A 24,751-nucleotide genomic window follows, 5' to 3' on the forward strand; every position below is an offset into this window, starting at 1 on the left:
CTCACAGCGGCCGGAGCCGGGGCCCTCACAGCGGCCGGGGCCGCGGGCGGAGATCAGCGTTCCGTACGGGAAACAGCCGGGATGCCGCCGGGTAACACCGGCCGCGCACGCTTCCGGTCATGAGTACACGGATCGTGGTGGTCGGGGGCGGGACGGCGGGCGCCCGGCTCGCCCGGCGCCTGCCCGTCACCCTCCTCGGCGAGGAGCCGCACGCACCGTACAACAGGGTGCTGCTCGCCGACGTCCTCGCCGGGCGGTACGCCCCCGAGGTGATCGCCCTGCCCGGGACCCGCGAGCCGGCCCGGCTCGGGGCGCGGGCGGTGCGGATCGACCGGGCGGCGCGGACGGTGGAGTGCGCGGACGGCTCGCGCGTCGGCTACGACCGGCTCGTCCTGGCGACGGGCTCCAACCCGGTGCTGCCGCCGCTGCGCGGACTGCGCGGGGCGGCGCTCCCGGAGGGCGTCCACCCCTTCCGCACGCTCGACGACTGCCTGGCGCTGCGCGCGGCGGTACGGCCCGGGGTGCGGGCCGTGGTCGTCGGCGGCGGGCTCCTCGGGGTGTCGGCGGCGCGGGCCCTCGCGGCGCTCGGCGCGGACGTGGTCCTGGCGCAGCAGGGCGAGCGCCTGATGGAGCGCCAGCTCGACGCCCACGCGTCGGCACTGCTCCAGGAGCACGTCGAGTCCCTCGGGGTCGAGGTGCACACCGAGTGCCGGGTCGCCGGCCTGCGGCAGCGGGACGGGGCGGTCACGGCGGTCGAACTCGCCGACGGCTTCGTGCTCGACGCCCGGGTGGTGGTCCTGGCCTGCGGGGTGCGGCCCCGGGTGGCCCTGGCCCGGGAGGCCGGGCTCGACGTCGGCACCGGGATCGTGGTCGACGACGAGCTGCGGACCTCCGACCCGCTGATCCACGCGGTGGGCGACTGCGCGGAGCACGCGGGCCGGGTCTACGGACTCGCGGGCCCGGCGCTCGAACAGGCGGACGCGCTGGCGGAGGTGCTGGCGGGGGAGACCGGGGCCGAGGTCTCCGACGCGTCCGAACCCGCCGTCCCGGCGGCCTACACCGGCACCCGCGCCCTCACCCGGCTCACCCTCGCCGGCCCGCGCCCGCTCGACCTGGCCGCCTTCGGCGAGGTCACCGCGCGGCCGGGCGACGACACCGTGCAGCTCACCGACCCCACCCGCGGCGCGTACCGCAAGGTCGTCGTCCGGGGCGACCGGCTCGTCGGGGGCGTCCTCCTCGGCGACCTGGCCGCGGTCGGCGCGCTCGCCCGTGCCTGGGAGGGCGACGAGGCCCTCCCCGAGGCTCCCCTGCTCCATCTGCTCACCCACGACGGAGGCTCCCGACATGAGCGCTGACGCTGACACGCGTGCCCGCACGAGCGCCGGTACGGCCGCGCACACCCCGACGATCGTCCTGGTCGGCCACGGAATGGTCGGCCAGCGCTTCCTGGAGGCGCTCGCCGACCGGGGCGTGACCCGGCGGGCCCGGATCGTGGTCCTCTGCGAGGAGCCGCGCCCGGCCTACGACCGCGTCCGGCTCACCTCGTACTTCTCCGGGAACACCCCCGACGACCTGTCGATGGTCGGGGCGGGTTTCATGGCGGAGCACGGCATCGAGCTGTACGTGGGCGACGCGGCCGAGTCGGTGGACCGGGAGGCCCGGACGGTCACCGCCCGCTCGGGGCGGGTCTTCGCGTACGACGCCCTCGTCCTGGCCACCGGCTCGTACCCCTTCGTCCCGCCGGTGCCCGGCAGGGACGCCCGGGGCTGTTTCGTCTACCGCACGATCGAGGACCTGCTGGCGATCGAGGAGTACGCGAAGACGGCGACGACCGGCGCGGTGGTCGGCGGCGGTCTGCTCGGCCTGGAGGCGGCGGGCGCGCTCAAGGGCCTCGGCCTGGACACGCACGTGGTGGAGTTCGCGCCGCGCCTGATGCCGGTGCAGGTGGACGAGGGCGGCGGCGCGGCCCTGCTGCGCACGATCGAGCGGATGGGCCTGACCGTCCACACGGGGACGGGCACGCAGGAGGTCGTGACGGCGGACGGCGCCGTGACGGGCATGCGGCTGTCGGACGGCTCCGAGCTGGCCACCGACCTGGTGGTCTTCTCGGCGGGCGTGCGGCCCCGGGACCAGCTGGCCCGGGACTGCGGCCTCGCCGTGGGCGAGCGCGGCGGCATCGCCGTGGACGAGCGGTGCCGGACCTCGGACCCGGCGGTCTTCGCGATCGGGGAGTGCGCGCTCGCGGCCGACGGGCGGGTCTACGGCCTGGTGGCGCCGGGCTACGAGATGGCGCAGACGGTGGCGGCGGTCCTCGCGAAGGAGGAGGCCGGAGACGGCTTCACGGGCGCCGACACCTCGACCAAGCTGAAGCTGCTCGGCGTGGACGTGGCCTCGTTCGGCGACGCGCACGGCACGGCCGAGGGCTGCCTCGACGTCGTGTACTCCGACTCCCGCTCGGGCGTCTACAAGAAGCTGGTGGTGGACGGCGAGGGCGTGCTGCTCGGCGGCGTCCTGGTCGGCGACGCCGACGCGTACGGGCTGCTGAGGCCGCTGACCGGCACGGTGCCGCCGGTCTCCCCCGAGCAGCTGGTGCTCCCGGCGGGCGCGGGCGCGCCGGTGGCGCTCGGCCCCTCGGCGCTGCCGGACGACGCGGTGATCTGCTCCTGCCACAACGTCACGAAGCACGCAATCGGCCAGTGCTCCTCGCTCGCCGAGGTGAAGAAGTGCACCAAGGCCGGTACGGGCTGCGGCAGTTGCGTGAAGGTGATCGAGAAGCTGCTGCCGGCCGCCGCCGACAAGGGCCTCTGCGGCTGCTTCCCGTACGGCAGGAGCGAGCTGTACGAGATCGCCCGCACCCTGCGCGTGACCTCGTTCGCCGCACTGCTCGACTCGCACGGGCGGCCGGAGGCGCGGGGCGGCGAGGGCTGCGAGGTCTGCAAGCCGACCGTGGGCTCGATCCTGGCGTCGCTGAACAACGGCTACATCCTGGACGGCGAGCAGGCCTCCCTCCAGGACACCAACGACCACTTCCTCGCCAACATGCAGCGCAACGGCTCCTATTCGGTGGTGCCGCGCATCCCGGGCGGCGAGATCACCCCGGAGAAGCTGATCGTGATCGGCGAGGTGGCCCGGGACTTCGGCCTCTACACGAAGATCACCGGCGGTCAGCGGATCGACCTGTTCGGCGCCCGGGTGGACCAGCTCCCGGCGATCTGGACGCGGCTCGTCGACGCGGGCTTCGAGTCGGGGCACGCGTACGGCAAGGCGCTGCGCACGGTGAAGTCCTGCGTGGGGCAGACCTGGTGCCGGTACGGCGTGCAGGACTCGGTGAAGATGGCGATCCAGCTCGAACTGCGCTACCGGGGCCTGCGCGCCCCGCACAAGTTCAAGTCGGGGGTCTCGGGCTGCGCCCGCGAGTGCGCCGAGGCGCAGGCGAAGGACTTCGGGGTCATCGCCACGGCGAACGGCTGGAACCTGTACGTCGGCGGGAACGGCGGCGCGACCCCGCGCCACGCGGACCTGCTCGCCCAGGACCTGTCGGACGCCGAACTGATCCGGCTGATCGACCGGTTCCTGATGTTCTACATCCGGACGGCGGACCGCCTGGAGCGGACGTCGACCTGGCTGGAGCGCCTGGAGGGCGGGCTCGACCACCTCAAGGACGTGGTGGTGCACGACTCGCTCGGGCTCTGCGACGAGCTGGAGGCGCTGATGGCGGCGCACGTCGAGAACTACCAGGACGAGTGGGCGCAGACCCTCGACGACCCGGAGCGGCTGCGGCGCTTCGTCTCCTTCGTGAACGCCCCGGAGGCGCCGGACCCCACGGTCCGGTTCGTCCCGGAGCGCGACCAGATCAAGCCGGACCTCACGTTCCTCACCCTGGAAGGAGTCTCCTCCCGATGAAGACGCTCGAACTCTCCCCGGCCCACGGATCCTGGACGACGGTCTGCGAGGAGGCCCGGCTGATCCCGGGCCGGGGCGTGGCGGCGCTGCTGCCGGACGGCCGGCAGGCGGCGGTCTTCCGGGACCGGTCGGGCCGGACGTACGCGATCGACAACCGCGATCCGTTCACGGGGGCGCAGGTGCTCTCCCGGGGGCTGATCGGCTCGGCGGACGGACGCCCGTTCGTGGCCTCGCCGCTCCTGAAGCAGCGGTTCGACCTGGAGACGGGCCGCTGCCTGGACGACGAGGAGGTCGCGGTGGCGGTGTATCCGGTACGGGCCGTCTAGCTTGACCGTACGTTCCAGAAAGATCTAGGGTCCTGTCGTGGCCAGGACCAAGGAGTTCGATCCGGACGCCGCGCTGGGGGCAGCCCTCGAACTGTTCTGGGCGCGCGGCTACGAGGCGACGACGATGTCGGCGCTCGTGGAGCACCTCGGGGTGGGCCGCGCCAGCGTCTACGCGACCTTCGGCAGCAAGCACGAGCTGTACCTGAGGGCGATGGACCGGTACACGGAGACCCGGGACCCCCGGATCGTCGAGGAGCTGTCCGCGCCCGGCCCCGCCCTGCCGGCCGTCCGGGCGCTGGTCCGGCGCTTCGCCGCCGAGGCGACGGCGGACGGGGAGCGCCTGAACGGCTGTTTCGTCACCAACTCGGCGGCGGAGCTGGGGCCGCACGACCCGGCGGTGGCCCGCCGCGTCGAGCTGAGCTGGGAGCAGTTGGAGACCCTGCTCCACGCGGCGCTCGCCCGGGCCCGCGCCGGGGGCGAGCTCCCGGCGGACCGGGACCCGCGCGCGCTGGCCCGGATGCTCCTGGTCCTGATGCAGGGCATACGGGTGGTCGGCAAGGCGTCGGGCGACCCGGCCAGGGTCGGGGACGCGGCGGAACAGGCGCTGGCCCTGCTGGACTGAACGGACCGGGGAAAGGGCACCCTCGCGGGTGCCCTTTCTTCGACCCTCATATTGGAACGTACGGTCAAACAAGAAGGAGCTTCCCCATGTCCGTCGCACAGCCCGCCGCACGCTTCGCCGATCGGGTCGTCCTCGTCACCGGGGCGGGTTCCGGTCTCGGCCGGGCCGTCGCGCTCGCCTTCGCCGCCGAGGGAGCGAAGGTCGTCGTCGCCGGCCGCACGCCGGAGACCCTGGAGGAGACGGTCGCCCTGGTCGGGAACGCCGGGGGCACCGCCGCGGCGGTCACCGCCGACGTGACCGACGCCGCGTCCACCCGGGAGCTGGTCCGGCGCGCGGTCGAGCTCTTCGGCGGCCTGGACGTCGCCGTGAACAACGCGGGGATCTTCCGGGGCGGCGGCCACAGCGCCGCCGACCTCCCCCCGGAGGACTGGAAGGAACTGCTCGACGTCAACGTCACGGGGGTCCTGCACGCCCTCCAGGCCGAGGTGGCGCACATGCGGGCGCACGGCGGCGGGGCGATCGTGAACGTGTCGTCCAACCTGGGCGCGCACGTCCGGTTCCCCGGCCTCTTCGGCTACCAGGTCTCCAAGGCGGCCGTGTCGGCGCTCACCCGGGCCGCGGCCCTGGACCACATAGGCGACGGGATCCGCATCAACGCGGTCAGCCCGGGGGCGGCGGAGTCCACGATGTCGCTGCGGCCCGGCGAGACCGAGGCCGAGCGGGAGGTCCGGATGAAGGGCGAGTCGCCGCTCGGCCGGATCTCGTCCGCCGCGGAGGTCGCGGCGGCGGTCCTGTACCTCGCCTCGGACGCGGCCGGCTCCGCCGTCGGCACCGACCTGGTGATCGACGGCGGGGTGTCGGCCTGAGCCCTCGACGGCTCAGCCCCGGGCGGCGGCCGGGTCCATCCAGAAGACCTCCCAGTGGTGGCCGTCCGGGTCGGTGAAGGAGCGCCCGTACATGAAGCCCATGTCCATCGGCTCCTTCGCCGGCGTACCACCGGCGGCGAGGGCCGCGTCGGCCAGCTCGTCGGCCTTCTCGCGGCTCTCGGCGCTCAGCGTGATCAGGACCTCGGTGGCCTTCGTGGCGTCGGAGATCTCCTTGCCCGGGGCGGTGAACTCCTTGAACTTCTCCTCGGTGAGCAGCATCGCGAAGATGGTGTCGCTGATGACGAGACAGGCGGCGGTGTCGTCGCTGAACTGCGGGTTGAAGGAGTAGCCGAGCTTCTCGAAGAAGGCCCTGCTGACGTCGAGGTCCTTCACGGGCAGGTTCACGAAGATCATCTGCTGGGCCATGACGCTCTCTCCCTCGGTCGGCCGGCCCGCTCGGTGCGTTCCGGCGCTTTCGAGAGGTAGGACGGGGGCGGCGCCCGGAACTCATCGCTCCCGGAGGGATTTCCTCCCCGGCCCGGAGCGGCCCACCGCGGTACGGGCTCCGCTCAGGCCGCGGCGGTGCGCAGCCGGAGCGCCGCGAGGGGGACGAACCCGCCGCCGCCCCCGGTGGGCGCGTCGGGCCCGGCGAGCCGCCGCAGCATGGCCAGGGCGATCCGCTCCCCCTGCGCCTTGGCCCGCTCGGCGCGGGGCCCCGCGTGGAGTCCGTCGACGGAGGCGCGCCAGAGCTGTACCCAGCGCCCGAAGTGGGCCGCGGTGAGCGGCCGTACGGCATGGAGGGCGGCGTGCGGGGCGAGGGGGTCCCGCCCGTAGGCGGCGGTGCGGAACAGGGCCCGCTCCCAGAAGTCGGTGATGCCCGGCAGGTGGGCCTCCAGGTCGGTGCCGGCGACCTCGGTGAAGAAGGGCCCGATGAGCGGGTCGGCGAAGGCCTCGGTGTAGAAGCGGCGCAGCAGCGCGTCGAGGTCGGCGCGGTCGCTGATGTCCCGGGTGGCACGCATGCCCCCAGTCTCCCCCGCCCCCGGCCGCCTCCCCAGTGCCGAAGGTCCCGGGCCCGAACGGGGCCGGGCCCGCACCTCCGTACCTCCACGCCCCCGTGTCCCCGCCCCGCACCTCCGTGCCTCCACACCCCCACACCCCCGCCCCCCGCCAACCCGCCGTCTCCTCTTCACCGCTCGTTGTCGCCCCGTCAATTCCCCGCTCCTAGGTTCCGGAGACGCGCGACCCCGCCGCCGACCGGTGCGGCGGGGCGGTTCACCATCCTTCTCGGGAGTGAGACGTGGAGCGACGCGGTTTCCTGCGCGGAGCGGTCATCGGTACCTCGGCCGCCGCCTTCGGCGGCAGCCTGTGGCACGGGGCGGCCTTCGCGGCCCCGGCCCAGCCCGGCGCGGGCCCCTACGGGGCGCTCGGCCCGGCGGACGCGAACGGCATCCAGCTGCCGGCCGGGTTCACCAGCCGGGTGATCGCCCGGTCCGGCCAGACGGTCGCCGGCACCTCGTACACCTGGCACAGCGCCCCCGACGGCGGCGCCTGCTTCGTCGACGGCACCGGCTGGATCTACGTCTCGAACTCGGAGATCAACCCGAGCGGCGGCGCGAGCGCGGTGAAGTTCAACGCGTCGGGCACGATCACCGGCGCGTACCGCATCCTCTCCGGCACCCGGCAGAACTGCGCGGGCGGCGCCACCCCGTGGAACACCTGGCTGTCCTGCGAGGAGGTGTCCCTCGGCTACGTCTACGAGTCGAACCCGTGGGGCGGCACGGCCTACCGCCGGGACGCGATGGGCCGCTTCAAGCACGAGGCGGCGGCGGCCGACCCGGTGCGCAGGGCGATCTACCTGACCGAGGACGAGACGGACGGCTGCTTCTACCGCTTCCTGCCCACCACCTGGGGCAACCTCTCCTCCGGCACCCTCCAGGTCTTCAAGGCGTCCACGGCCACCTCCGGCACCTTCACCTGGCAGAACGTGCCGGACCCGGACGGCTCCCCGACCGTCACCCGCAACCAGGTCTCCGGTGCCAAGCGCTTCAACGGCGGCGAGGGCTGCTACTACGCGAACGACACCGTCTGGTTCACCACCAAGGGCGACAACCGGGTCTGGCAGGTCAACCTCGCCGCCGGCACGTACGAGCTGGCCTACGACGACTCGCTGGTCTCCGGCGGCGCCCCGCTGACGGGCGTCGACAACGTCACCGGCACCTCCTCCGGCGACCTGTACGTCGCCGAGGACGGCGGCAACATGGAGATCTGCGTCATCACCCCGGACGACGTCGTGGCCCCGTTCCTGCGGATCGGCGGCCAGTCCGGCTCGGAGATCACCGGGCCGGCCTTCTCCCCCGACGGGAAGCGGCTGTACTTCTCCAGCCAGCGGGGCACGAGCGGCAGCTCCTCGGGCGGCATCACCTACGAGGTGACGGGCCCGTTCCGCGCGTGACGCGCGTCACGGGCTGACCGGCCCGTTCCGCGCGTAGCAGTGCAGGTCCACCGTCTTCTGCCGGGCGCCGCCGAGGAGTGCGGCGCCCAGTGGCGTCAGGGTGTGGAGGACCGCGTTGCCGTGGCGCAGGGTCGCGATGAGCCCGGCCTCGCGCAGGACGCCCGCGTGCTGGCTGGCCGAGGCGAGCGACACCCCGGCGCGGCGCGCGAGTTCGCTGGTCGTGCCGCCGTCCCCGATGGCGTGCAGCACCGCCGAGCGGGTCTGGCCGACGAGCTTGGCGAGCGAGGTGCCGCCGGGCGCGCGGACGGTCGGCGCCTCGCCGTGGGTGACGGGGTAGACGAGGACCGGCGGCAGCGCGGGGTCGCGCAGCACGACGGGGGTCCCCCGGCAGAAGTACGAGGGCTGGAGCAGCAGTCCGCGCCCGTCGAGGTGCACGTCCCGGTCCACCGGGTAGTCGGCCTCCAGGACGGGCGCGCGCCAGCGCAGCATCGGCGGCAGCGAGGCGAGGAGTTCCTCGGCGCCGCCGTCGAGGAGGGCCCGGCCGCGGCGGGCCCGGTCGGCCTCGACGCGGGCCCGGATGTGCGGCCAGTACGGCTCGACGACGGCCCGGTGGTAGCCGCGCAGCGCCCCCACGAGCCGGTCGAAGGGCTCCGCTCCCCCGTCGGCGAGGGCGCGCAGCGAGTGGGGCACGGTCCGGCCGCCGGAGCGGTCGGCGGCGAGCAGCGAGAGCTCCCCGCGCAGCCGGCCGAGGTCGGTCGCGCGGATCGCCTGGAGGCCCTCGTCGAGGCCGTTGACGCCCTCGGCGGGCGTCAGGAAGTCGGGGAAATAGCCCCTGCTGGGCACGAGGGCGGCGAGGAGGCGGGTCTCACCGCCGAGCCGCGCCCGCGCTTCCGCGCGCCATTCCCCGTAGACGACGGGGCCGCGTCGGTCCCTTAACCGGTGAAAGCTCAGAATCGTTTCCCACAGAACATCCGGCCGGGCCGCCGTCCGCACCCCCGCCAAGTCGTTTCCGGTGAAATGAATCCGCAGCATGAGGTCCCCACCTGTGCACTCGCAACCACCCCCGACGACGAGTATGCACAGCATCACTGCACGTTACCAGGGTGTTTCAGCCACAGTTGAAAAGCATCGCGGCGAACGGGGCGGAACCGAAAAGCTGTACGGGTCGGGCAGGAAACCTTCTGGACCGAGGTGACGTGGTGGAGACCGTGGGGGGCTTTGCCCGTCCGGCGGCGGTCGGCGAGGGTTGCGGCTCACCTGCCCGGCATCGGTAAAGGGCGCGGCCTCCGGGTGGGGATCCGGAGGTCGCGCCCGTCCCGTTCTTTGCGGCGCGGAAACGGAAAAGTTCAACGGCCAATAATTCAAACGGCCTTAATTGAACATGAATCCACATCTGATCGACGGCCGGGCGAAATGAGCGGCCGGACCCCCGGGAGAAACACGACGGGACGGACACCTCCGCACAAAGGTGTCCGTCCCGTCCCTGTGAATCCGGGGCCGCCGCCCGCCGGTGAGGGTGCTGAAGTGGACCGGCGGCGGCCCCGGGGGTTCGGTGGATCCCTGCTGAACGGGGGTTCAGCAGGGATCCGGGCCGGCTCCTGAACCGGGGTTCAGGAGCGGGCCGTACCGCCTCAGCGGCTGTCGCTGCCCTTGGACCCGGCCGCCGCGCGGCCCGCCTCCAGACGCGCCACCGGGATCCGGAAGGGCGAGCAGGAGACGTAGTCGAGGCCCACCTCGTGGAAGAAGTGCACCGACTCCGGGTCGCCGCCGTGCTCGCCGCAGACGCCCAGCTTGATGTCGGGACGGGTGGCGCGGCCGGCCTCGACGGCGCTGCGGACCAGGGCGCCCACGCCGTCCTTGTCGATGGTCTCGAAGGGGCTGACGCCGAAGATGCCCTTCTCCAGGTACGCCGTGAAGAAGCTCGCCTCCACGTCGTCGCGGGAGAAGCCCCACACCGTCTGCGTCAGGTCGTTGGTGCCGAAGGAGAAGAACTCGGCGGCCTCGGCGATCTGTCCGGCGGTGACGGCGGCGCGCGGCAGCTCGATCATGGTGCCGAGCGCGAGCCTCAGGTCGACGCCGGTCTGCGCCCGGACCTCCTCGATGACCTGCTCGGCCTCCTCGCGGACGATCTCCAGCTCCTGGACGGTGCCGACGAGCGGGATCATGATCTCGGCGCGCGGGTCGCCCTTGGCGTCGATCCGCTGGGCCGCGGCCTCCGCGATGGCCCGGACCTGCATGGTGAACAGGCCGGGGATGACCAGGCCGAGGCGGACGCCGCGCAGGCCCAGCATCGGGTTCTGCTCGTGCAGCCGGTGCACGGCCTGGAGCAGGCGCAGGTCGTTCTCGTGCGGCTCCTTGCGGGACTCGGCGAGGGCGACGCGGACCGACAGCTCGGTGATGTCGGGCAGGAACTCGTGCAGCGGCGGGTCGAGCAGCCGGACCGTGACGGGCAGCCCGTCCATGGCCTCGAAGAGCTCCACGAAGTCCTGCTTCTGGAGCGGCAGGAGGGCCTTGAGGGCGTCCTCGCGCTCGGCGTCCGTGTCCGCGAGGATCAGGCGCTCGACGTACTGGCGGCGCTCGCCGAGGAACATGTGCTCGGTGCGGCACAGGCCGATGCCCTGGGCGCCGAAGCGGCGGGCGCGCGAGGCGTCCTCGGCGTTGTCGGCGTTGGCGCGGACCCGCAGGCGGCGGACGCGGTCGGCGTAGGCCATGATCCGGTGCACGGCGGCGACCAGCTCGTCGGCGTCGTCGGCGCCGGCGTGCATCCGGCCCTCGAAGTACTCGACGACCGGGGACGGCACGACGGGCACCTCGCCGAGGTAGACCTTGCCGGTGGAGCCGTCGATGGAGACGACGTCGCCCTCCTCGACGACCTGGCCGTCGGAGGTGGTCATCCGGCGGCGCTTGGTGTCGACCTCCAGCTCCTCGGCGCCGCAGACACAGGTCTTGCCCATGCCGCGGGCGACGACGGCGGCGTGCGAGGTCTTGCCGCCGCGGGAGGTGAGGATGCCCTCGGCGGCGATCATGCCGTCCAGGTCGTCGGGGTTGGTCTCGCGGCGGATCAGGATGACCTTCTCGCCGGAGCGGGACCACTTGACGGCCGTGTACGAGTCGAAGACGGCCTTGCCGACGGCGGCGCCCGGGGAGGCGGCGATGCCGCGCCCGATCTGCTCGACCTTGGCGTTCTCGTCGAACTTGGGGAACATCAGCTGGGCGAGCTGGGCGCCGTTGACGCGCTGGAGCGCCTCGGCCTCGTCGATCAGGCCCTGGTCCACGAGCTGGGTGGCGATGCGGAAGGCGGCACCGGCGGTGCGCTTGCCGACCCGGGTCTGGAGCATCCAGAGCTGGCCGCGCTCGATGGTGAACTCGATGTCGCAGAGATCCTTGTAGTGGGTCTCCAGGGTCTCCATGATCTGCATGAGCTGGTCGTACGACGTCTTGTCGATCGACTCCAGGTCGGCCAGCGGCACCGTGTTGCGGATGCCGGCGACGACGTCCTCGCCCTGCGCGTTCTGGAGGTAGTCGCCGTAGACGCCCTGGTGGCCGGAGGCGGGGTCGCGGGTGAAGGCGACGCCGGTGCCGGAGTCCGGGCCGAGGTTGCCGAAGACCATCGAGCAGACGTTGACGGCGGTGCCGAGGTCGCCCGGGATGCGCTCCTGGCGGCGGTAGAGCTTGGCGCGGTCCGTGTTCCAGGAGTTGAAGACGGCCTCGATGGCGAGGTCCATCTGCTCGCGCGGGTCCTGCGGGAAGTCGCGGCCGGTCTGGGCCTTCACGATCTTCTTGAACTGCTTGACGACCTTCTTGAGGTCGGCGGCGTCGAGGTCGGTGTCGCTGGCGACCTTCTTGGCGGCCTTGACCTCGTCGAGGGCGTCCTCGAAGAGCTCGCCGTCCACGTCCAGGACGGTCTTGCCGAACATCTGGATGAGGCGGCGGTACGAGTCCCACGCGAAGCGCTCGTTGTCGGCCTGCCGCGCGAGGCCCACGACGGACTCGTCGGAGAGGCCGATGTTGAGGACGGTGTCCATCATGCCCGGCATGGAGAACTTGGCGCCGGAGCGGACGGAGACGAGCAGCGGGTCGTCGGCCTGGCCGAGCTTCTTGCCCATCTTCCGCTCCAGGGCGTCGAGGTGCGCGCTGACCTCGTCGCGGAGCGCGGCCGGCTCCGAGCCGCTCTCGAGGTAGACCTTGCACGCCTCGGTGGTGATCGTGAAGCCGGGGGGGACCGGCAGACCGAGGTTGGTCATCTCGGCCAGGTTCGCGCCCTTGCCACCGAGCAGGTCCTTCAGGTCCCTGTTGCCCTCGGTGAAGTCGTAGACGAACTTCTGATCATTGTTTTCCGACACGGGCCACGACTCCTCGACGACTCGGTTGGCTGCCCTGACGGCGAGGAACATACCCAGATCGAAGGCTTCTAGGGAGGTACGCCTAGCGGTCAGCTGGTCTTAACCACCCGTCCGCCAGCGCTTCGAAAGTAACCGACCAGTAGCTTCCGCTTTCAGGGCCCGAAGACGCGATGACCGAAAACAGAGGCAAGACGCTCACATGAGCGATCATCGCGACTTTTGCGTTCAACCTGTGAACGCAAAAAGGGTGGCACCCCGTGCCACCCTTCAGGCGATGCAGTCGTTCGTAACCTGCTCATGTGAGCACCCACCCCCTCAAGGGTGGTGAGGATCACTCCCCGGAAAAGGCCGGATCTCAGCCGCCGGACGTGTCCAGCTCCGCGTCCTCGCTCACACCGGAACAGTCGTACGGGTCCTTCAACCAGCCGTCCGGCAGGACGACTCGGTTGTTTCCGGACGTACGGCCCCGAGGACCGTCCGCGCCGACGGGCCACGGCTGGTCCAGGTCGAGCTCGCTCAACTGAGCGGACAGCTCGTCCAGGGAGGAGGTGATCGCCAGCTTCTTGCGCATCTCCGAGCCGACCGCGAAGCCCTTCAGGTACCAGGCGACGTGCTTGCGGAAGTCGATGACACCGCGTGCCTCGTCGCCGAGCCACTCACCGAGCAGCCGGGCATGGCGCACCATCGCGTCCGCGACCTCCCGCAGCCCCGGCTGCGCGTACGAGCCCGTGCCCTCGAAGCCCGCCACGAGGTCCCCGAAGAGCCACGGCCGGCCCAGGCAGCCGCGCCCGACGACCACGCCGTCGCAGCCGGTCTCGCGCATCATCCGCAGGGCGTCGTCGGCCGACCAGATGTCGCCGTTGCCGAGGACCGGGATCTCCGGCACGTGCTCCTTGAGGCGCGCGATGGCGTCCCAGTCGGCCGTGCCGCCGTAGTGCTGGGCCGCCGTCCGTCCGTGCAGGGCGATCGCCGTGACGCCCTCCTCGACCGCGATCCGGCCCGCGTCGAGGAAGGTGATGTGGTCGTCGTCGATGCCCTTGCGCATCTTCATCGTGACCGGCAGGTCGCCCGCGTTGGTCACGGCCTCGTGCAGGATCGCCCGCAGCAGCGGCCGCTTGTAGGGCAGGGCCGAGCCGCCGCCCTTCCGGGTCACCTTGGGGACCGGGCAGCCGAAGTTCAGGTCGATGTGGTCGGCCAGGTCCTCGTCGACGATCATCCGCACGGCCTTGCCGACCGTCACCGGGTCCACCCCGTAGAGCTGGATCGAGCGCGGCTTCTCCGTCTCGTCGAACCGGATGAGCTGCATCGTCTTCTCGTTGCGCTCGACCAGGGCGCGCGTCGTGATCATCTCGCTCACGAACAGACCCTTGCCGCCCGAATACTCGCGGCAGAGGGTGCGGAAGGGAGCGTTGGTGATGCCGGCCATGGGGGCGAGCACCACCGGGGGCTGCACGAGGTGCGGCCCGATGGCGAGGGGGGTGAACGCGGTCATCCGCCCATTGTCGCGTACGACGACGGTCATTAGTTAGTCGTACTATCCGAACATGCCCGACCTCACATCCCGGCGGGCCGTTCCGGAGCGGCTCCCCCGTCGGCGACAGTTCCTCGTCCTGGCGATCTGCTGCATGAGCCTGCTGATCGTCAGCCTGGACAACACCGCGCTCAACGTCGCCCTGCCCGCCATGCGGCGCGACCTCGGCGCCTCCGTCTCCGGCATGCAGTGGACGATCGACGCCTACACCTTGGTCCTCGCCTCCCTGCTGATGCTCGCGGGCTCCACGGCCGACCGGATCGGCCGCCGCAAGGTCTTCGTGACCGGCCTCGTCGTCTTCGCGCTCGGCTCGCTGCTCTGCTCCCTCGCGCCGAGCCTGGAGGCCCTGGTCGCCTTCCGGGCCGTGCAGGCGGTCGGCGGGTCGATGCTGAACCCGGTCGCCATGTCGATCATCACCAACACCTTCACGGAACCGGCGGCACGCGCGCGTGCCATCGGGGTCTGGGGCGGGGTCGTCGGCGTCTCCATGGCGGCGGGCCCGCTGGTCGGCGGCCTGCTCGTGGAGTCGGTGGGCTGGCGGGCGATCTTCTGGGTGAACCTGCCGGTCGCCCTCGCGGCCCTGCTCCTGACCCTGCGGTACGTCCCCGAGTCCCGCGCGCCCCGGCCCCGGCGCCCCGACCCCGTCGGGCAGTTCCTGGTGGCGGCGCTCCTCGCCTCCCTCACGTACGCGATCATCGAGTCCGACCCGCTCTTCGCCGGGATCGCGGCCGTGGCGCTCGCCGGACTGCTGCGGTACGAGCCGAGGCGCCGCGATCCCCTCATCGACCTGCGCTTCTTCCACAGCGCGCCGTTCGGCGGGGCGACCGTGATCGCGGTGTGCGCCTTCGCGGCCCTCGGCGGGTTCCTCTTCCTGAACACGCTCTACCTCCAGGACGTGCGCGGTCTGTCCGCCCTCCACGCCGGCCTGTACATGCTGCCGATGGCCGGCATGACCCTGGTCTGCGCGCCGCTCTCGGGGCGCCTGACGGGGGCGCGCGGGCCGCGCGTCCCGCTGCTGCTCGCGGGGACGGGGATGGCGGCCGGGCCGCTGCTCTTCGCGGCCTTCGAGGCGGAGACGAGCGATCCGCTGCTCTTCGCGGGGTACGTGGTCTTCGGCATCGGCTTCGGCCTGGTGAACGCGCCGATCACCGACACCGCCGTCTCCGGGATGCCCCGCGCGCAGGCCGGGGTGGCGTCGGCGGTGGCCTCGACGAGCCGCCAGGTGGGCCAGACGCTGGGGGTGGCGGTGATCGGCGCGGTCCTGGCGGCGGGGGCCGGGACGGTGCCGGACCCGGACGCGTTCGTGGCGGCGGCCCGCCCCGCCTACTGGATCATCACGGGGTGCGGCCTCGCCGTCCTGGCGGTCGGGGCGCTGACCAGCGGACCGTGGGCCCGTCGCACGGCGGAGCGCACGGCCCGCCGCCTGGGGTCGGAGGAGCACGCCGAGGATCGGCCCCGGGCGGGGGCGAAGGCCTCCTGAGGCCTCCGCCCCCTGCTGAGGCGGACGCCGCTCGCACACGGCGAAGCCCCCGGCTCCGTCGTTCCGGAACCGGGGGCTTCGCCGTACGGCGGTGCTACGGCTCAGCAGCCGAGGAGGCGGCTGCCCAGGTAGCCCTGGATCTGGTCGAGGGAGACGCGCTCCTGCTTCATGGTGTCGCGCTCGCGCACGGTCACCGCGTTGTCCTCGAGGGTGTCGAAGTCGACGGTGATGCAGTACGGGGTGCCGATCTCGTCCTGGCGGCGGTAGCGGCGGCCGATGGCGCCGGCGTCGTCGAACTCGATGTTCCAGTTCTGGCGCAGGTCCGCCGCCAGCCCCTTGGCCTTCGGGGAGAGCTGCGGGTTGCGGGAGAGCGGCAGGACCGCGGCCTTGACCGGGGCCAGGCGGTGGTCGAAGCGCATCACGACGCGCTTCTCCATGACGCCCTTGGCGTTGGGGGCCTCGTCCTCGGTGTACGCGTCGAGGAGGAACGCCAGCATCGTGCGGCCGACACCGGCCGCCGGCTCGATGACGTACGGCGTGTAGCGCTCGTTGGACTCCTGGTCCAGGTAGGTCAGGCTGGCGCCGGAGGCCTTGGAGTGGGCGCTCAGGTCGTAGTCCGTGCGGTTCGCGACGCCCTCCAGCTCGCCCCACTCGCTGCCGCCGAAGGAGAAGCGGTACTCGATGTCGGCGGTGCGCTTGGAGTAGTGGGAGAGCTTCTCCTGCGGGTGCTCGAACCAGCGCATGTTCTCCTCGCGCAGGCCCAGGCCGGTGTACCAGTTCCAGCGCTGCTGCATCCAGTACTCCTGCCACTGCTCGTCCTCGCCCGGCTTGACGAAGAACTCCATCTCCATCTGCTCGAACTCGCGGGTGCGGAAGATGAAGTTGCCCGGAGTGATCTCGTTCCGGAAGGACTTGCCCATCTGCGCGATGCCGAACGGGGGCTTCTTGCGCGCGGTCGTCTGCACCTGGGCGAAGTTGGTGAAGATGCCCTGGGCGGTCTCGGGGCGCAGGTACGCGACGGAGCCGCTGTCCTGGGTCGGGCCGAGGTGGGTGGAGAGCAGACCCGAGAAGTTCTTCGGCTCGGTGAAGGTGCCCTTGTTGCCGCAGTTGGGGCAGTTGAGGTCGGCGAGGCCGTTCTCGGGGAGACGGCCGTGCTTCTCCTCGTACGCCTCCTCCAGGTGGTCGGCGCGGAAGCGCTTGTGACAGGAGGTGCACTCGGTCAGCGGGTCGGTGAAGGTCGCGACGTGACCGGAGGCCTCCCAGACCTCGGTGGCCAGGATGACCGACGAGTCGATGCCGACGACGTCCTCGCGCGAGGTGACCATGTAACGCCACCACTGGCGCTTGATGTTCTCCTTGAGCTCGACGCCCAGGTGCCCGTAGTCCCAGGCGGCGCGCTGACCGCCGTAGATCTCACTGCAGGGAAAAACGAAGCCACGGCGCTTGCTCAGGCTGACGATGGTGTCGATCTTGTCGGCGGCCACGGTGCTCTCTTCATTACGACGACGAAGTGCGAATGCCACAGGTTACCGGCGCCCGCACCCTCCGCATCAAATCGGTTCCGGATGAGGAGGGTACGAGGGCCGCCGGGGCGTCACGTGGGCCGGACCACACGCAAGGCAATTGACAACCGTTTCCAATTTTGTTGAAAATGAGTGTCATGAACGTACGTCGCCCGATACCCACCACCGCCCTCGCCGGAGCCGTCGCGCTCGGCCTCGTCTCCCTCTCCGCGTGCGCCGGGACCTCCGACGCCGCCGACGGGGGGAAGGGCGGCAAGCTGGACGTGGTGACCTCGTTCTATCCGATGCAGTACCTGGCCGAGCAGGTGGGCGGCGGCCACGTCGCCGTCGAGACGCTCACGAAGCCCGGCGTCGAGCCGCACGACCTGGAGCTCAAGCCGAAGCAGATCGGCGCGCTCGGCGAGGCCGACGTCATCCTCTACCTCAAGGGCGTCCAGCCCGCCGTCGACGAGGCCATCGCCCAGGCCGGCGTGAAGAACACGGTCGACGCCACCACGCTCACGAAGCTGGAGGCGCACGGCACCGAGGTCGGCCACGACCACGGCGACGAGCACGCCGAAGAAGGCGAGCACGCCGGGGAAGAGGGCCACGACCACGGCTCCGAGGCCGGCGCCGACCCCCACGTCTGGCTCGACCCCGTGAAGTACGCCGAGGTCGCCAAGGGCGTCGGCAGCGCCTTCGCGAAGGCCGACCCGGACCACGCGGCCGACTACAGGAAGAACACCGACGCCCTGGTGAAGAAGCTCGGCGACCTGAACGCCGAGTTCGAGACGGGCCTGAAGAACACCGCGACCCGCACCTTCATCACCACCCACTCCGCCTTCGGCTACCTCGCCGAGCGCTACCACCTGGACCAGGAGGGCATCTCCGGCATCGACCCCGAGTCCGAGCCGAGCCCCGCCCGCATGAAGGAGCTCCAGGAGATCGCGGCCGAGGAGAAGGTCTCCACGGTCTTCTTCGAGACCCTGGCGAGCGACAGGACCGCGAAGACCCTCGCGGGCGACACCGGTCTGAAGACCGACGTGCTCGACCCGCTGGAGGGCATCACGGACAAGTCCCGGGGCAGCGACTACGTCGAGGTCATGCGTTCCAACCTCACCGCGCTGAAGAAGGCCCTCGGCGCCAAGTGACCACAGCACAGCAGGAGGTACGGCCCATGGACCGGGAACCCGCAGCAGCACCCGTCATCTCCGTCCGCGGGGCCACGGCGGCCCTCGGCGCCCGGCCCGTCCTCCGGGGCGTCGACCTCACCGTCCACCGCGGTGAGGTCGTCGCGCTGCTCGGCGCCAACGGCTCCGGCAAGTCCACCGCCGTCCGCTCCGTCATCGGCCAGGTGCCGCTGACCAGCGGCACGATCGAGCTGTTCGGCACCGGGCAGAAGCGGTTCCGCGACTGGGCCCGCGTCGGGTACGTGCCGCAGCGCACCACCGCCGCGAGCGGCGTCCCCGCCACCGTCCGCGAGGTCGTCACCTCGGGCCGCCTCTCCCGCCGCCGGTTCGGCCGGCTCTCCAAGGCCGACCGGGCCGCCGTCGAGCGGGCCGTCTCCCTCGTCGGCCTCGCCGACCGCGCCGGGGACTCCGTGGACGCCCTCTCCGGTGGCCAGCACCAGCGGGTCCTGATCGCCCGCGCGCTGGCCTCCGAGCCCGAGCTCCTGATCATGGACGAGCCGATGGCGGGCGTGGACCTCGCCAGCCAGGAGATCCTGGCCGCGACCCTGCGCGAGCAGGTCGCGGGCGGCGCCACCGTCCTCCTCGTCCTGCACGAGCTGGGCCCCCTGGAGCCGCTGATCGACCGGGCCGTGGTCCTGCGCGACGGCTGCGTCGTCCACGACGGCCCGCCGCCCGAGGCCGTCGGGCAGCACGCCCTGCCCGGCCACGACCACGTACATCCGCACGCGGCCGGCGAGCCGCTCCGCACGGGACTGCTGAGCTGATCATGGAATTCCTCGAACCCGCCTTCATGCAGCGGGCGCTGATCGCCGCCCTCCTGGTCGGCGTCACCGCCCCCGCCGTCGGCGTCTACCTCGTCCAGCGCCGCCAGGCGCTGATGGGCGACGGCATCGGCCACGTCGCCATGACCGGTGTCGGCCTGGGCTTCCTGCTGAACTCCAGCCCGGTCTGGATGGCGACCCTCGTCGCCGTCGCCGGCTCGGTCGCGATGGAGCTGATCCGGGCGTACGGCAAGACCCGCGGCGACCTGGCGCTCGCGCTGCTCTTCTACGGCGGCATGGCGGGCGGCGTCCTGCTGATCAACCTCTCGCCGACCGGCTCGAACGCCAACCTCACCTCGTACCTCTTCGGCTCGCTCACCACCGTCTCGCCGGAGGACATCACCGCGATCTCGATCCTGGCGGCCTTCGTGGTCCTGGTCACGGTCGGCCTGCGCCGCAGGCTCTTCGCGGTCAGCCAGGACGAGGAGTTCGCCCGGGTCACCGGCCTGCCGGTGCGCGCCCTGAACCTGCTGATCGCCGTCACGGCCGCGGTCACCGTCACCGTCGCCATGCGGGTCGTGGGCCTGCTCCTGGTCAGCGCGCTCATGGTGGTCCCGGTCGCGGCTGCCCAGCAGCTGACCCGCTCGTTCCGGGCCACGTTCCTCGGCGCCGTCCTCATCGGCGTCGTCGTGTCCCTGTCGGGCACGATCACCACGTACTACGTGGAGGCCCCGCCCGGCGCGACGATCGTGCTGTACGCGATCGGGGTCTTCGTCCTGCTCACGCTGCTCGCCACGCCGCTCGCGCGGCGGCGGGCGCGGGCGGCGGAGCCGGACGCGGCGGACCCGGCGGCCTGCGACGTACGGGTTCCGGCCGGGAGGCGGCCGGGCGACGACGCGAAGGTGTGAGCCACGTCCGGTTCCGGGGGCGCGGGGGGCTGGCAGAATGGCGGGGGCAGACAAGCATCCAAGGAGGCCCCCGTGGTGACGGCAGGACCCCCCGTACGCGGCCGCTCGACCAAGCAGCGGGCCGCCGTGTCGGCGGCACTGAACGAGGTGGACGAGTTCCGCAGCGCCCAGGAGCTGCACGACATGCTCAAGCACCGCGGCGACTCGGTCGGCCTCACCACCGTCTACCGCACGCTCCAGTCCCTCGCGGACGCGGGCGAGGTCGACGCGCTGCGCACCAGCGACGGCGAGACGGTCTACCGGCGCTGCTCGACCGGCGACCACCACCACCACCTGGTCTGCCGCCTCTGCGGCAAGGCCGTGGAGGTGGAGGGCCCGATGGTGGAGCAGTGGGCCGAGGCCGTCGCCGCGGAGCACGGCTTCGTGAACGTGGCGCACACGGTGGAGATCTTCGGCACGTGCGCGGAGTGCGCCGAGAAGTGACCTGACATACGTGGAGTACGCGGGAGGGCCCGCACCGGACGGTTCCGGTGCGGGCCCTCGCGCATGCCGTACCCGTACGTCACGCCCGCGCGGCGTGGCGGTCCAGGAGCGCCCGCAGCCGGTCGGCGTCGGCCGCGTCGGCGAGGCCCCGCTTGGGCAGGTAGGCGAAGCCGGTGCCGGACGTGCGGTCGGTGAAGAGGACGAAGAGCCGGGGCGTCTCCACGTACCGGGGGAGCAGGGCCCACCGGATCGTGGTCTCGGTGTCCCGGGAGGTCCAGCGCCCCCCGTCCTCGTCCACGACGGCCCTCGCCTCGCCCTGGGCGCCGATCAGCCGGTAGAGGCTCCGGGCGGTCGCCCACGGGACCAGCTCGGCACACGTCACGGCCACCGCTCCGAGGGCGACCAGCAGGACCGCCGTGCCGGGCTCCGGGGCGGGCGGCAGCAGGGCCAGGACGGAGACGAGGACGGTGAGCACGCAGGCCCCGTACGCGCTCCACCGCAGCAGCGGCCACCAGCGGGTGGCCCGCAGCCGGGCCCGTACCGCCTCGTGCACCTCGCCGAAGTCGGCCGAGTAGGCCAGCTCCATCCGTCCCCCCTCCCCCGTCACCGCGCCTCAGCCCTTGTCGAGGACGGCCATGTCGGCCGGGTCGACGCCGCCGAAGCGCCGGTCGCGGGAGGCGTACTCGACGCAGGCGCGCCACAGGTCGCGGCGGTCGAAGTCCGGCCACAGCACATCCTGGAAGATCATCTCGGCGTAGCTGCTCTGCCAGATGAGGTAGTTCGAGGTGCGCTGCTCGCCGCTCGGGCGCAGGAAGAGGTCCACGTCCGGCATGTCCGGGTAGTACAGGTACTTCTGGAAGGTCTTCTCGTTGACCTTCGACGGGTCCAGCTTCCCGGCCGCCACGTCCCGGGCGATGGCCTGCGCCGCGTCCGCGACCTCGGCGCGACCGCCGTAGTTGACGCAGAAGTACAGGGTCATGGCGTCGTTGCCGACGGTCTGCTCCTGGGCGATCTGGAGCTCCTGGACGACCGACTTCCACATCTTGGGCATGCGGCCGACCCAGCGGATGCGGATGCCCAGTTCGTCCATCTCGTCGCGGCGGCGGCGGATGACGTCCCGGTTGAAGTTCATGAGGAAGCGGACCTCGTCGGGCGAGCGCTTCCAGTTCTCGGTGGAGAAGGCGTAGAGGGAGAGGTTCTTGACGCCCATCTCCAGGCAGCCCTTGAGCACGTCCAGGACGACGCCCTCGCCGACCTTGTGGCCCTCGGTGCGCGGCAGACCGCGCTCCTTGGCCCAGCGGCCGTTCCCGTCCATCACGCAGGCCACGTGGTTCGGCACCAGCTCGGCCGGAAGCTTCGGCGGGCGGGCGCCGGACGGGTGCGGCTCGGGGAGCTTGTACTCCCGGCGCTGCCGCCCGAGGATTCCGCGTCGTGCGATGGCCATGGCGATGGGTCTCCTACCTAGGTCTTCTCTACGTATCGCAGCGAGCGCAGGCCGCGCTCCAGGTGCCAGTGCAGGTAGGCGGAGACGAGCCCGCTGCCCTCCCTGACGTGACGCGGCTCGCACGCGTCCGCCGTCGCCCAGTCGCCGGTGAGCAGCGCGCTGAGCAGGCCGATGGCCTCAGCAGAGGGTACGACGCTTCCGGGCACCCGGCAGTCGCCGCATATGACTCCGCCCGCCGCGACCGAGAAGAACCGGTTCGGCCCCGGGAGTCCGCATCTGGCGCAGTCCCCGAAGCTCGGCGCGTAGCCGTTCACGGCGAGGGAGCGCAGCAGGAAGGCGTCCAGGATCAGGTGGGGGGCGTGCTCGCCCCGGGCGAGGGTCCGAAGGCCCCCGACGAGCAGCAGGTACTGCTGGACGGCCGGCTCGCCCTCGTGGTCGGTGAACCGCTCGGCCGTCTCCAGCATGGCCGTGCCGGCGGTGTAGCGGGCGTAGTCGGTGACGATCCCGCCGCCGTACGCGGCGATGGTCTCGCTCTGCGTGCAGAGCGGCAGGCCGCGCCCGATCAGCTCGCTCCCCCGGGCGAAGAACTGCACGTCCACGTGGGAGAAGGGTTCGAGCCGGGCCCCGAACTTCGACTTCGTGCGCCGCACGCCCCGCGCCACGGCGCGTACGCGCCCGTGACCGCGCGTGAGGATCGTGATGATGCGGTCCGCTTCACCCAGCTTCTGGGTGCGCAGCACGATGCCGTCGTCGCGGAACAGACTCATGCGGCCCATTCTCCCGTACGGCGCCGACAGCCGGGCCCGGGGCCGGGCGCCGGTGCCGTACGGGAGGGCTACGGGGCCCCGCCGCCGCTCAAGGCACCTCGCCCCGGCTGCGGGCGTTGACGTGCGCGGTGGCGGCGCTCAGCCGCTCGGCCGAGGTGGCCTCCCGCACCCCCTCCGGGTCCACGTCCCACTCGCGCCCGCCGCCCAGCGGGCGGATCTGGACGTAGGGCCCCTCGCGCCCCATGAGCCTTCCGACCCGTCCGGTGCGGATCTCGACGACGTACGACCCGATGGGCAGCGTCACGATCGACTCTCCTCCCTCGGCAGTACGGCGGCGGCGAGGAGCCGGGCCGTTTCCACCGTGCAGCATCCCAATTCCACGAGCGGCCTCGGGGGATCGGCGGCGAGGGTGACGACGTCGAGGCCGAGCGAGGGAAGGGTGATTCCCGCCCTCGCGAGCGCCTCGCGCAATTCCGCCACCGCCTCTTGTGCGACTCCGACCGTCCCCGTGGACGCCTTCGTGATGTCTTCCTTCACCAACGTATGCCTTTCTGAATCCATTTCTCGCTTCGCCTCTCCAGGATGGCCCCCGATCCGTAGAATCGACAGTTGCGCACGCCGTACAACTGCGGGGTAGGGCAGGGGAGTTAAGCCATGGCCAGAGGCAAGCGACAGGACGTGTGGGAGTTCTTCGGGGAACTCCTGAAGGAGCGCCGGGAGGGGGCGGGGCTCTCCCAGGGTGAACTGGCCGGACGGGTGTTCGTCTCGGGCGCCTACATCGGCCTGTTCGAGCAGGGAATTCGAAAACCACAGCTGGACGTCGCGAAACGAATCGACGAGGTCCTACAAACCGGCGGTATTTTCGAACGAACATGGCGAAAGCTCATCGACAAGTCGCCGTACGCGTCCTATTTCCACGCGGTCGCGGAGCTGGAGGCCGTGGCGACGAAGATCTGCGAGTTCGCGCCGACGGTCGTGCCGGGTCTGATGCAGACGGGGGCGTACGCGCGGGCGGTGACGCTGGCGGTTCACCCCTTCGCGGCAGAGGCGTACGTCGAGGAGAAGGTCACCTCTCGACTGGACCGGGCCCAGATCCTGGAGGGCACTACACGGCCCGAGTATTGGGTGATCCTGCACGAGAACGCGATCCTCACCCCAGTAGGCGGTCCGGCGACCATGGCGGAACAGCTAGACCACATCGCAGCCCTGATCCGGAACCGATGGGTGCTGGTGACCGTCCTGCCGCGCGAGGTCGGCGCACACGCGCACATGACCGGCACGCTCAAGCTCATGGAGTTCGCGGACCAGCCGCCAACGGCCTATACGGAGACGGAGTTTTCGGGGACGCTCCTCGACGATCCGGCGGTGGTGAAGCAGGCACAGCACACCTACGATCTGCTCAGGGTCGCCACGCTGTCGCCGGAGGCGTCCCTCGCACGGATCGAGTCGGCGGCGGAGGACTACAGACGATGCGCGAGTACGACCTGACCAACGCCAACTGGTTCAAGAGCTCCTACAGCAACGGGTCCGGCGGCGACTGCGTCGAAGTCTCGTACGACTTCACGGACGCCTCTTGGCGCAAGAGCAGCTACAGCAACGGCGAGGGCGGCGACTGCGTCGAGGTCCTGGACGACGTCCCCGGTGTCGTCCCCGTCCGGGACAGCAAGAACCCCGGCCCCGTCCTCGTCGTCCCCGCCGCCGCCTGGACCGCCTTCGTCGCGGGCGTGCGGAGATGACGACGGCCCCGTCCATACCCGTCGTCCAGGGCGCGAAGAAGACCTAGCTCCAGCTCGACGGCGACGCACCGCTCCTGAGCCGGCCGTACGCGGATCATCAAGCGGGGGCCGTACGGCCTGCTCGGCGTGGTCCTCGTCGCGTGCGTGCTCGTCTGCGTCCTCGGGGACCCGTCCGCCCTGCTCGCGGTCGTCTCCGGGGGCGTCGCGGACCCGGCGGGCCTGGTCCGCAGCGTGTCCACCTGGCCGGGCGGTACGGCCGTCAAGGTCAGCTACGACCCCCGGGGCCCCGAGAACGTCGTCCTGACGGTCCTCGACCCCACGGCGCTCGACGGCTCCACCTAGTCACACTTATGGAAGTCATAAGGTGGACTTATGACCTCATAGACAGGGGCGGGGTACCGCTCCGGGCCGTGCATTATTTAGGGTGACCTAAGTGT

General features: G+C 71.7%; 25 protein-coding genes. 14 read left to right on the forward strand and 11 right to left on the reverse strand.

Annotation, left to right across the window (positions count from 1 at the left end; translation table 11 throughout):
- Positions 1-119: 119 nt before the first annotated feature.
- The 5 genes from ACFY7E_RS06445 to ACFY7E_RS06465 all read left to right on the forward strand — a co-directional run bounded on the left by ACFY7E_RS06445 (position 120) and on the right by ACFY7E_RS06465 (position 5,717).
- Positions 120-1,355, forward strand: coding sequence for an NAD(P)/FAD-dependent oxidoreductase (locus ACFY7E_RS06445; protein ID WP_389481438.1), 1,236 nt, complete (start codon positions 120-122; stop codon positions 1,353-1,355).
- Positions 1,345-3,903, forward strand: a complete 2,559-nt coding sequence (gene nirB, locus ACFY7E_RS06450; protein ID WP_389481441.1) for a nitrite reductase large subunit NirB — start codon at positions 1,345-1,347, stop codon at positions 3,901-3,903. The genes ACFY7E_RS06445 and nirB overlap by 11 nt, the downstream gene beginning before the upstream one ends.
- Positions 3,900-4,229: a nitrite reductase small subunit NirD gene (gene nirD / locus ACFY7E_RS06455; RefSeq protein WP_383438681.1), complete on the forward strand. Its 330-nt coding sequence runs from the start codon at positions 3,900-3,902 to the stop codon at positions 4,227-4,229. Before nirB ends, nirD begins: the two co-directional genes overlap by 4 nt.
- 37 nt (positions 4,230-4,266) lie before the next feature.
- Positions 4,267-4,851: a TetR/AcrR family transcriptional regulator gene (locus ACFY7E_RS06460; protein WP_389481445.1), complete on the forward strand. Its 585-nt coding sequence runs from the start codon at positions 4,267-4,269 to the stop codon at positions 4,849-4,851.
- Positions 4,852-4,937: 86 nt separating this feature from the next.
- Entirely contained in the window at positions 4,938-5,717 is a 780-nt protein-coding gene (locus tag ACFY7E_RS06465; RefSeq protein ID WP_389481447.1) for an SDR family NAD(P)-dependent oxidoreductase, read from the forward strand.
- Between the two features lie 12 nt (positions 5,718-5,729).
- Here ACFY7E_RS06465 and ACFY7E_RS06470 read toward each other — a convergent pair whose 3' ends face one another.
- Both ACFY7E_RS06470 and ACFY7E_RS06475 read right to left on the reverse strand, forming a co-directional pair.
- Entirely contained in the window at positions 5,730-6,143 is a 414-nt protein-coding gene (locus tag ACFY7E_RS06470) for a VOC family protein (protein ID WP_389481449.1), read from the reverse strand.
- Positions 6,144-6,286: 143 nt separating this feature from the next.
- Complete coding sequence (locus ACFY7E_RS06475) at positions 6,287-6,736, reverse strand: group III truncated hemoglobin (RefSeq protein ID WP_389481451.1); 450 nt, start codon at positions 6,734-6,736, stop codon at positions 6,287-6,289.
- Positions 6,737-7,014: 278 nt separating this feature from the next.
- Between ACFY7E_RS06475 and ACFY7E_RS06480 the strand changes: the two genes are divergently transcribed.
- The gene (locus tag ACFY7E_RS06480; RefSeq protein WP_389481453.1) at positions 7,015-8,169 is read left to right on the forward strand and encodes an alkaline phosphatase PhoX; all 1,155 of its coding nucleotides are present in this window, start codon (positions 7,015-7,017) and stop codon (positions 8,167-8,169) included.
- 6 nt (positions 8,170-8,175) lie between these two features.
- Here ACFY7E_RS06480 and ACFY7E_RS06485 read toward each other — a convergent pair whose 3' ends face one another.
- The 3 genes from ACFY7E_RS06485 to dusB all read right to left on the reverse strand — a co-directional run bounded on the left by ACFY7E_RS06485 (position 8,176) and on the right by dusB (position 14,004).
- Complete coding sequence (locus ACFY7E_RS06485; protein ID WP_389481455.1) at positions 8,176-9,201, reverse strand: helix-turn-helix domain-containing protein; 1,026 nt, start codon at positions 9,199-9,201, stop codon at positions 8,176-8,178.
- Positions 9,202-9,800: 599 nt separating this feature from the next.
- Positions 9,801-12,512: a pyruvate, phosphate dikinase gene (ppdK, locus tag ACFY7E_RS06490; RefSeq protein ID WP_389481457.1), complete on the reverse strand. Its 2,712-nt coding sequence runs from the start codon at positions 12,510-12,512 to the stop codon at positions 9,801-9,803.
- 355 nt (positions 12,513-12,867) lie between these two features.
- The gene (gene dusB, locus ACFY7E_RS06495) at positions 12,868-14,004 is read right to left on the reverse strand and encodes a tRNA dihydrouridine synthase DusB (protein ID WP_389481459.1); all 1,137 of its coding nucleotides are present in this window, start codon (positions 14,002-14,004) and stop codon (positions 12,868-12,870) included.
- Between the two features lie 52 nt (positions 14,005-14,056).
- Between dusB and ACFY7E_RS06500 the strand changes: the two genes are divergently transcribed.
- On the forward strand, positions 14,057-15,523 hold the full coding sequence (locus ACFY7E_RS06500; protein WP_389481463.1) for an MFS transporter: 1,467 nt from the start codon (positions 14,057-14,059) through the stop codon (positions 15,521-15,523).
- Positions 15,524-15,624: 101 nt separating this feature from the next.
- On the opposite strand, the gene ACFY7E_RS06505 is transcribed toward ACFY7E_RS06500, so the two are convergent.
- On the reverse strand, positions 15,625-17,007 hold the full coding sequence (locus ACFY7E_RS06505; protein WP_389481465.1) for a glycine--tRNA ligase: 1,383 nt from the start codon (positions 17,005-17,007) through the stop codon (positions 15,625-15,627).
- Between the two features lie 176 nt (positions 17,008-17,183).
- Here ACFY7E_RS06505 and ACFY7E_RS06510 point away from each other — a divergent pair, with 176 nt between their 5' ends.
- The 4 genes from ACFY7E_RS06510 (at position 17,184) to ACFY7E_RS06525 (ending at position 20,367) form a co-directional block, all read left to right on the forward strand.
- Complete coding sequence (locus ACFY7E_RS06510) at positions 17,184-18,176, forward strand: metal ABC transporter substrate-binding protein (protein ID WP_389481467.1); 993 nt, start codon at positions 17,184-17,186, stop codon at positions 18,174-18,176.
- A gap of 26 nt (positions 18,177-18,202) precedes the next feature.
- The gene (locus tag ACFY7E_RS06515) at positions 18,203-18,979 is read left to right on the forward strand and encodes a metal ABC transporter ATP-binding protein (protein WP_389481469.1); all 777 of its coding nucleotides are present in this window, start codon (positions 18,203-18,205) and stop codon (positions 18,977-18,979) included.
- A 2-nt stretch (positions 18,980-18,981) separates the two neighbouring features.
- Positions 18,982-19,884 (forward strand): metal ABC transporter permease, encoded by a 903-nt coding sequence (locus ACFY7E_RS06520; RefSeq protein ID WP_389481471.1) that lies wholly within the window; start codon positions 18,982-18,984, stop codon positions 19,882-19,884.
- Positions 19,885-19,956: 72 nt separating this feature from the next.
- Entirely contained in the window at positions 19,957-20,367 is a 411-nt protein-coding gene (locus tag ACFY7E_RS06525; protein WP_383438398.1) for a Fur family transcriptional regulator, read from the forward strand.
- A 79-nt stretch (positions 20,368-20,446) separates the two neighbouring features.
- On the opposite strand, the gene ACFY7E_RS06530 is transcribed toward ACFY7E_RS06525, so the two are convergent.
- The 5 genes from ACFY7E_RS06530 to ACFY7E_RS06550 all read right to left on the reverse strand — a co-directional run bounded on the left by ACFY7E_RS06530 (position 20,447) and on the right by ACFY7E_RS06550 (position 23,115).
- Positions 20,447-20,953: a YcxB family protein gene (locus ACFY7E_RS06530; RefSeq protein WP_389481473.1), complete on the reverse strand. Its 507-nt coding sequence runs from the start codon at positions 20,951-20,953 to the stop codon at positions 20,447-20,449.
- Between the two features lie 27 nt (positions 20,954-20,980).
- Positions 20,981-21,805 carry an isoprenyl transferase gene (locus ACFY7E_RS06535; protein WP_109186119.1) on the reverse strand — a complete coding sequence of 275 codons (825 nt, stop codon included), beginning with the start codon at positions 21,803-21,805 and terminating at the stop codon, positions 20,981-20,983.
- Positions 21,806-21,828: 23 nt separating this feature from the next.
- On the reverse strand, positions 21,829-22,578 hold the full coding sequence (gene recO / locus ACFY7E_RS06540; protein WP_389481475.1) for a DNA repair protein RecO: 750 nt from the start codon (positions 22,576-22,578) through the stop codon (positions 21,829-21,831).
- 88 nt (positions 22,579-22,666) lie between these two features.
- On the reverse strand, positions 22,667-22,882 hold the full coding sequence (locus ACFY7E_RS06545) for a hypothetical protein (RefSeq protein WP_389482248.1): 216 nt from the start codon (positions 22,880-22,882) through the stop codon (positions 22,667-22,669).
- Positions 22,879-23,115, reverse strand: a complete 237-nt coding sequence (locus ACFY7E_RS06550; RefSeq protein ID WP_383438389.1) for a hypothetical protein — start codon at positions 23,113-23,115, stop codon at positions 22,879-22,881. The genes ACFY7E_RS06545 and ACFY7E_RS06550 overlap by 4 nt, the downstream gene beginning before the upstream one ends.
- Positions 23,116-23,232: 117 nt before the next feature.
- Here ACFY7E_RS06550 and ACFY7E_RS06555 point away from each other — a divergent pair, with 117 nt between their 5' ends.
- From ACFY7E_RS06555 to ACFY7E_RS06565, 3 genes are all read left to right on the forward strand, one after another.
- On the forward strand, positions 23,233-24,066 hold the full coding sequence (locus ACFY7E_RS06555; protein ID WP_389481477.1) for a Scr1 family TA system antitoxin-like transcriptional regulator: 834 nt from the start codon (positions 23,233-23,235) through the stop codon (positions 24,064-24,066).
- Positions 24,048-24,314, forward strand: a complete 267-nt coding sequence (locus ACFY7E_RS06560; RefSeq protein ID WP_389481480.1) for a DUF397 domain-containing protein — start codon at positions 24,048-24,050, stop codon at positions 24,312-24,314. The genes ACFY7E_RS06555 and ACFY7E_RS06560 overlap by 19 nt, the downstream gene beginning before the upstream one ends.
- A 126-nt stretch (positions 24,315-24,440) precedes the next feature.
- Complete coding sequence (locus tag ACFY7E_RS06565; RefSeq protein ID WP_389481482.1) at positions 24,441-24,656, forward strand: hypothetical protein; 216 nt, start codon at positions 24,441-24,443, stop codon at positions 24,654-24,656.
- The last annotated feature ends 95 nt before the right edge of the window (positions 24,657-24,751 follow it).

The organism is Streptomyces sp. NPDC012825 (assembly GCF_042900925.1).
Taxonomy (GTDB): domain Bacteria; phylum Actinomycetota; class Actinomycetes; order Streptomycetales; family Streptomycetaceae; genus Streptomyces.

Coding starts and splice junctions, on each gene's coding strand:
- ACFY7E_RS06445 (WP_389481438.1), top strand. CDS start 120: ATGAGTACACGGATCGTGGTGGTCGGGGGCGGGACGGCGGGCGCCCGG.
- nirB (WP_389481441.1), top strand. CDS start 1,345: ATGAGCGCTGACGCTGACACGCGTGCCCGCACGAGCGCCGGTACGGCC.
- nirD (WP_383438681.1), top strand. CDS start 3,900: ATGAAGACGCTCGAACTCTCCCCGGCCCACGGATCCTGGACGACGGTC.
- ACFY7E_RS06465 (WP_389481447.1), top strand. CDS start 4,938: ATGTCCGTCGCACAGCCCGCCGCACGCTTCGCCGATCGGGTCGTCCTC.
- ACFY7E_RS06470 (WP_389481449.1), bottom strand. CDS start 6,143: ATGGCCCAGCAGATGATCTTCGTGAACCTGCCCGTGAAGGACCTCGAC.
- ACFY7E_RS06475 (WP_389481451.1), bottom strand. CDS start 6,736: ATGCGTGCCACCCGGGACATCAGCGACCGCGCCGACCTCGACGCGCTG.
- ACFY7E_RS06485 (WP_389481455.1), bottom strand. CDS start 9,201: ATGCTGCGGATTCATTTCACCGGAAACGACTTGGCGGGGGTGCGGACG.
- dusB (WP_389481459.1), bottom strand. CDS start 14,004: ATGACCGCGTTCACCCCCCTCGCCATCGGGCCGCACCTCGTGCAGCCC.
- ACFY7E_RS06500 (WP_389481463.1), top strand. CDS start 14,057: ATGCCCGACCTCACATCCCGGCGGGCCGTTCCGGAGCGGCTCCCCCGT.
- ACFY7E_RS06510 (WP_389481467.1), top strand. CDS start 17,184: ATGAACGTACGTCGCCCGATACCCACCACCGCCCTCGCCGGAGCCGTC.
- ACFY7E_RS06515 (WP_389481469.1), top strand. CDS start 18,203: ATGGACCGGGAACCCGCAGCAGCACCCGTCATCTCCGTCCGCGGGGCC.
- ACFY7E_RS06520 (WP_389481471.1), top strand. CDS start 18,982: ATGGAATTCCTCGAACCCGCCTTCATGCAGCGGGCGCTGATCGCCGCC.
- ACFY7E_RS06530 (WP_389481473.1), bottom strand. CDS start 20,953: ATGGAGCTGGCCTACTCGGCCGACTTCGGCGAGGTGCACGAGGCGGTA.
- recO (WP_389481475.1), bottom strand. CDS start 22,578: ATGAGTCTGTTCCGCGACGACGGCATCGTGCTGCGCACCCAGAAGCTG.
- ACFY7E_RS06555 (WP_389481477.1), top strand. CDS start 23,233: ATGGCCAGAGGCAAGCGACAGGACGTGTGGGAGTTCTTCGGGGAACTC.
- ACFY7E_RS06560 (WP_389481480.1), top strand. CDS start 24,048: ATGCGCGAGTACGACCTGACCAACGCCAACTGGTTCAAGAGCTCCTAC.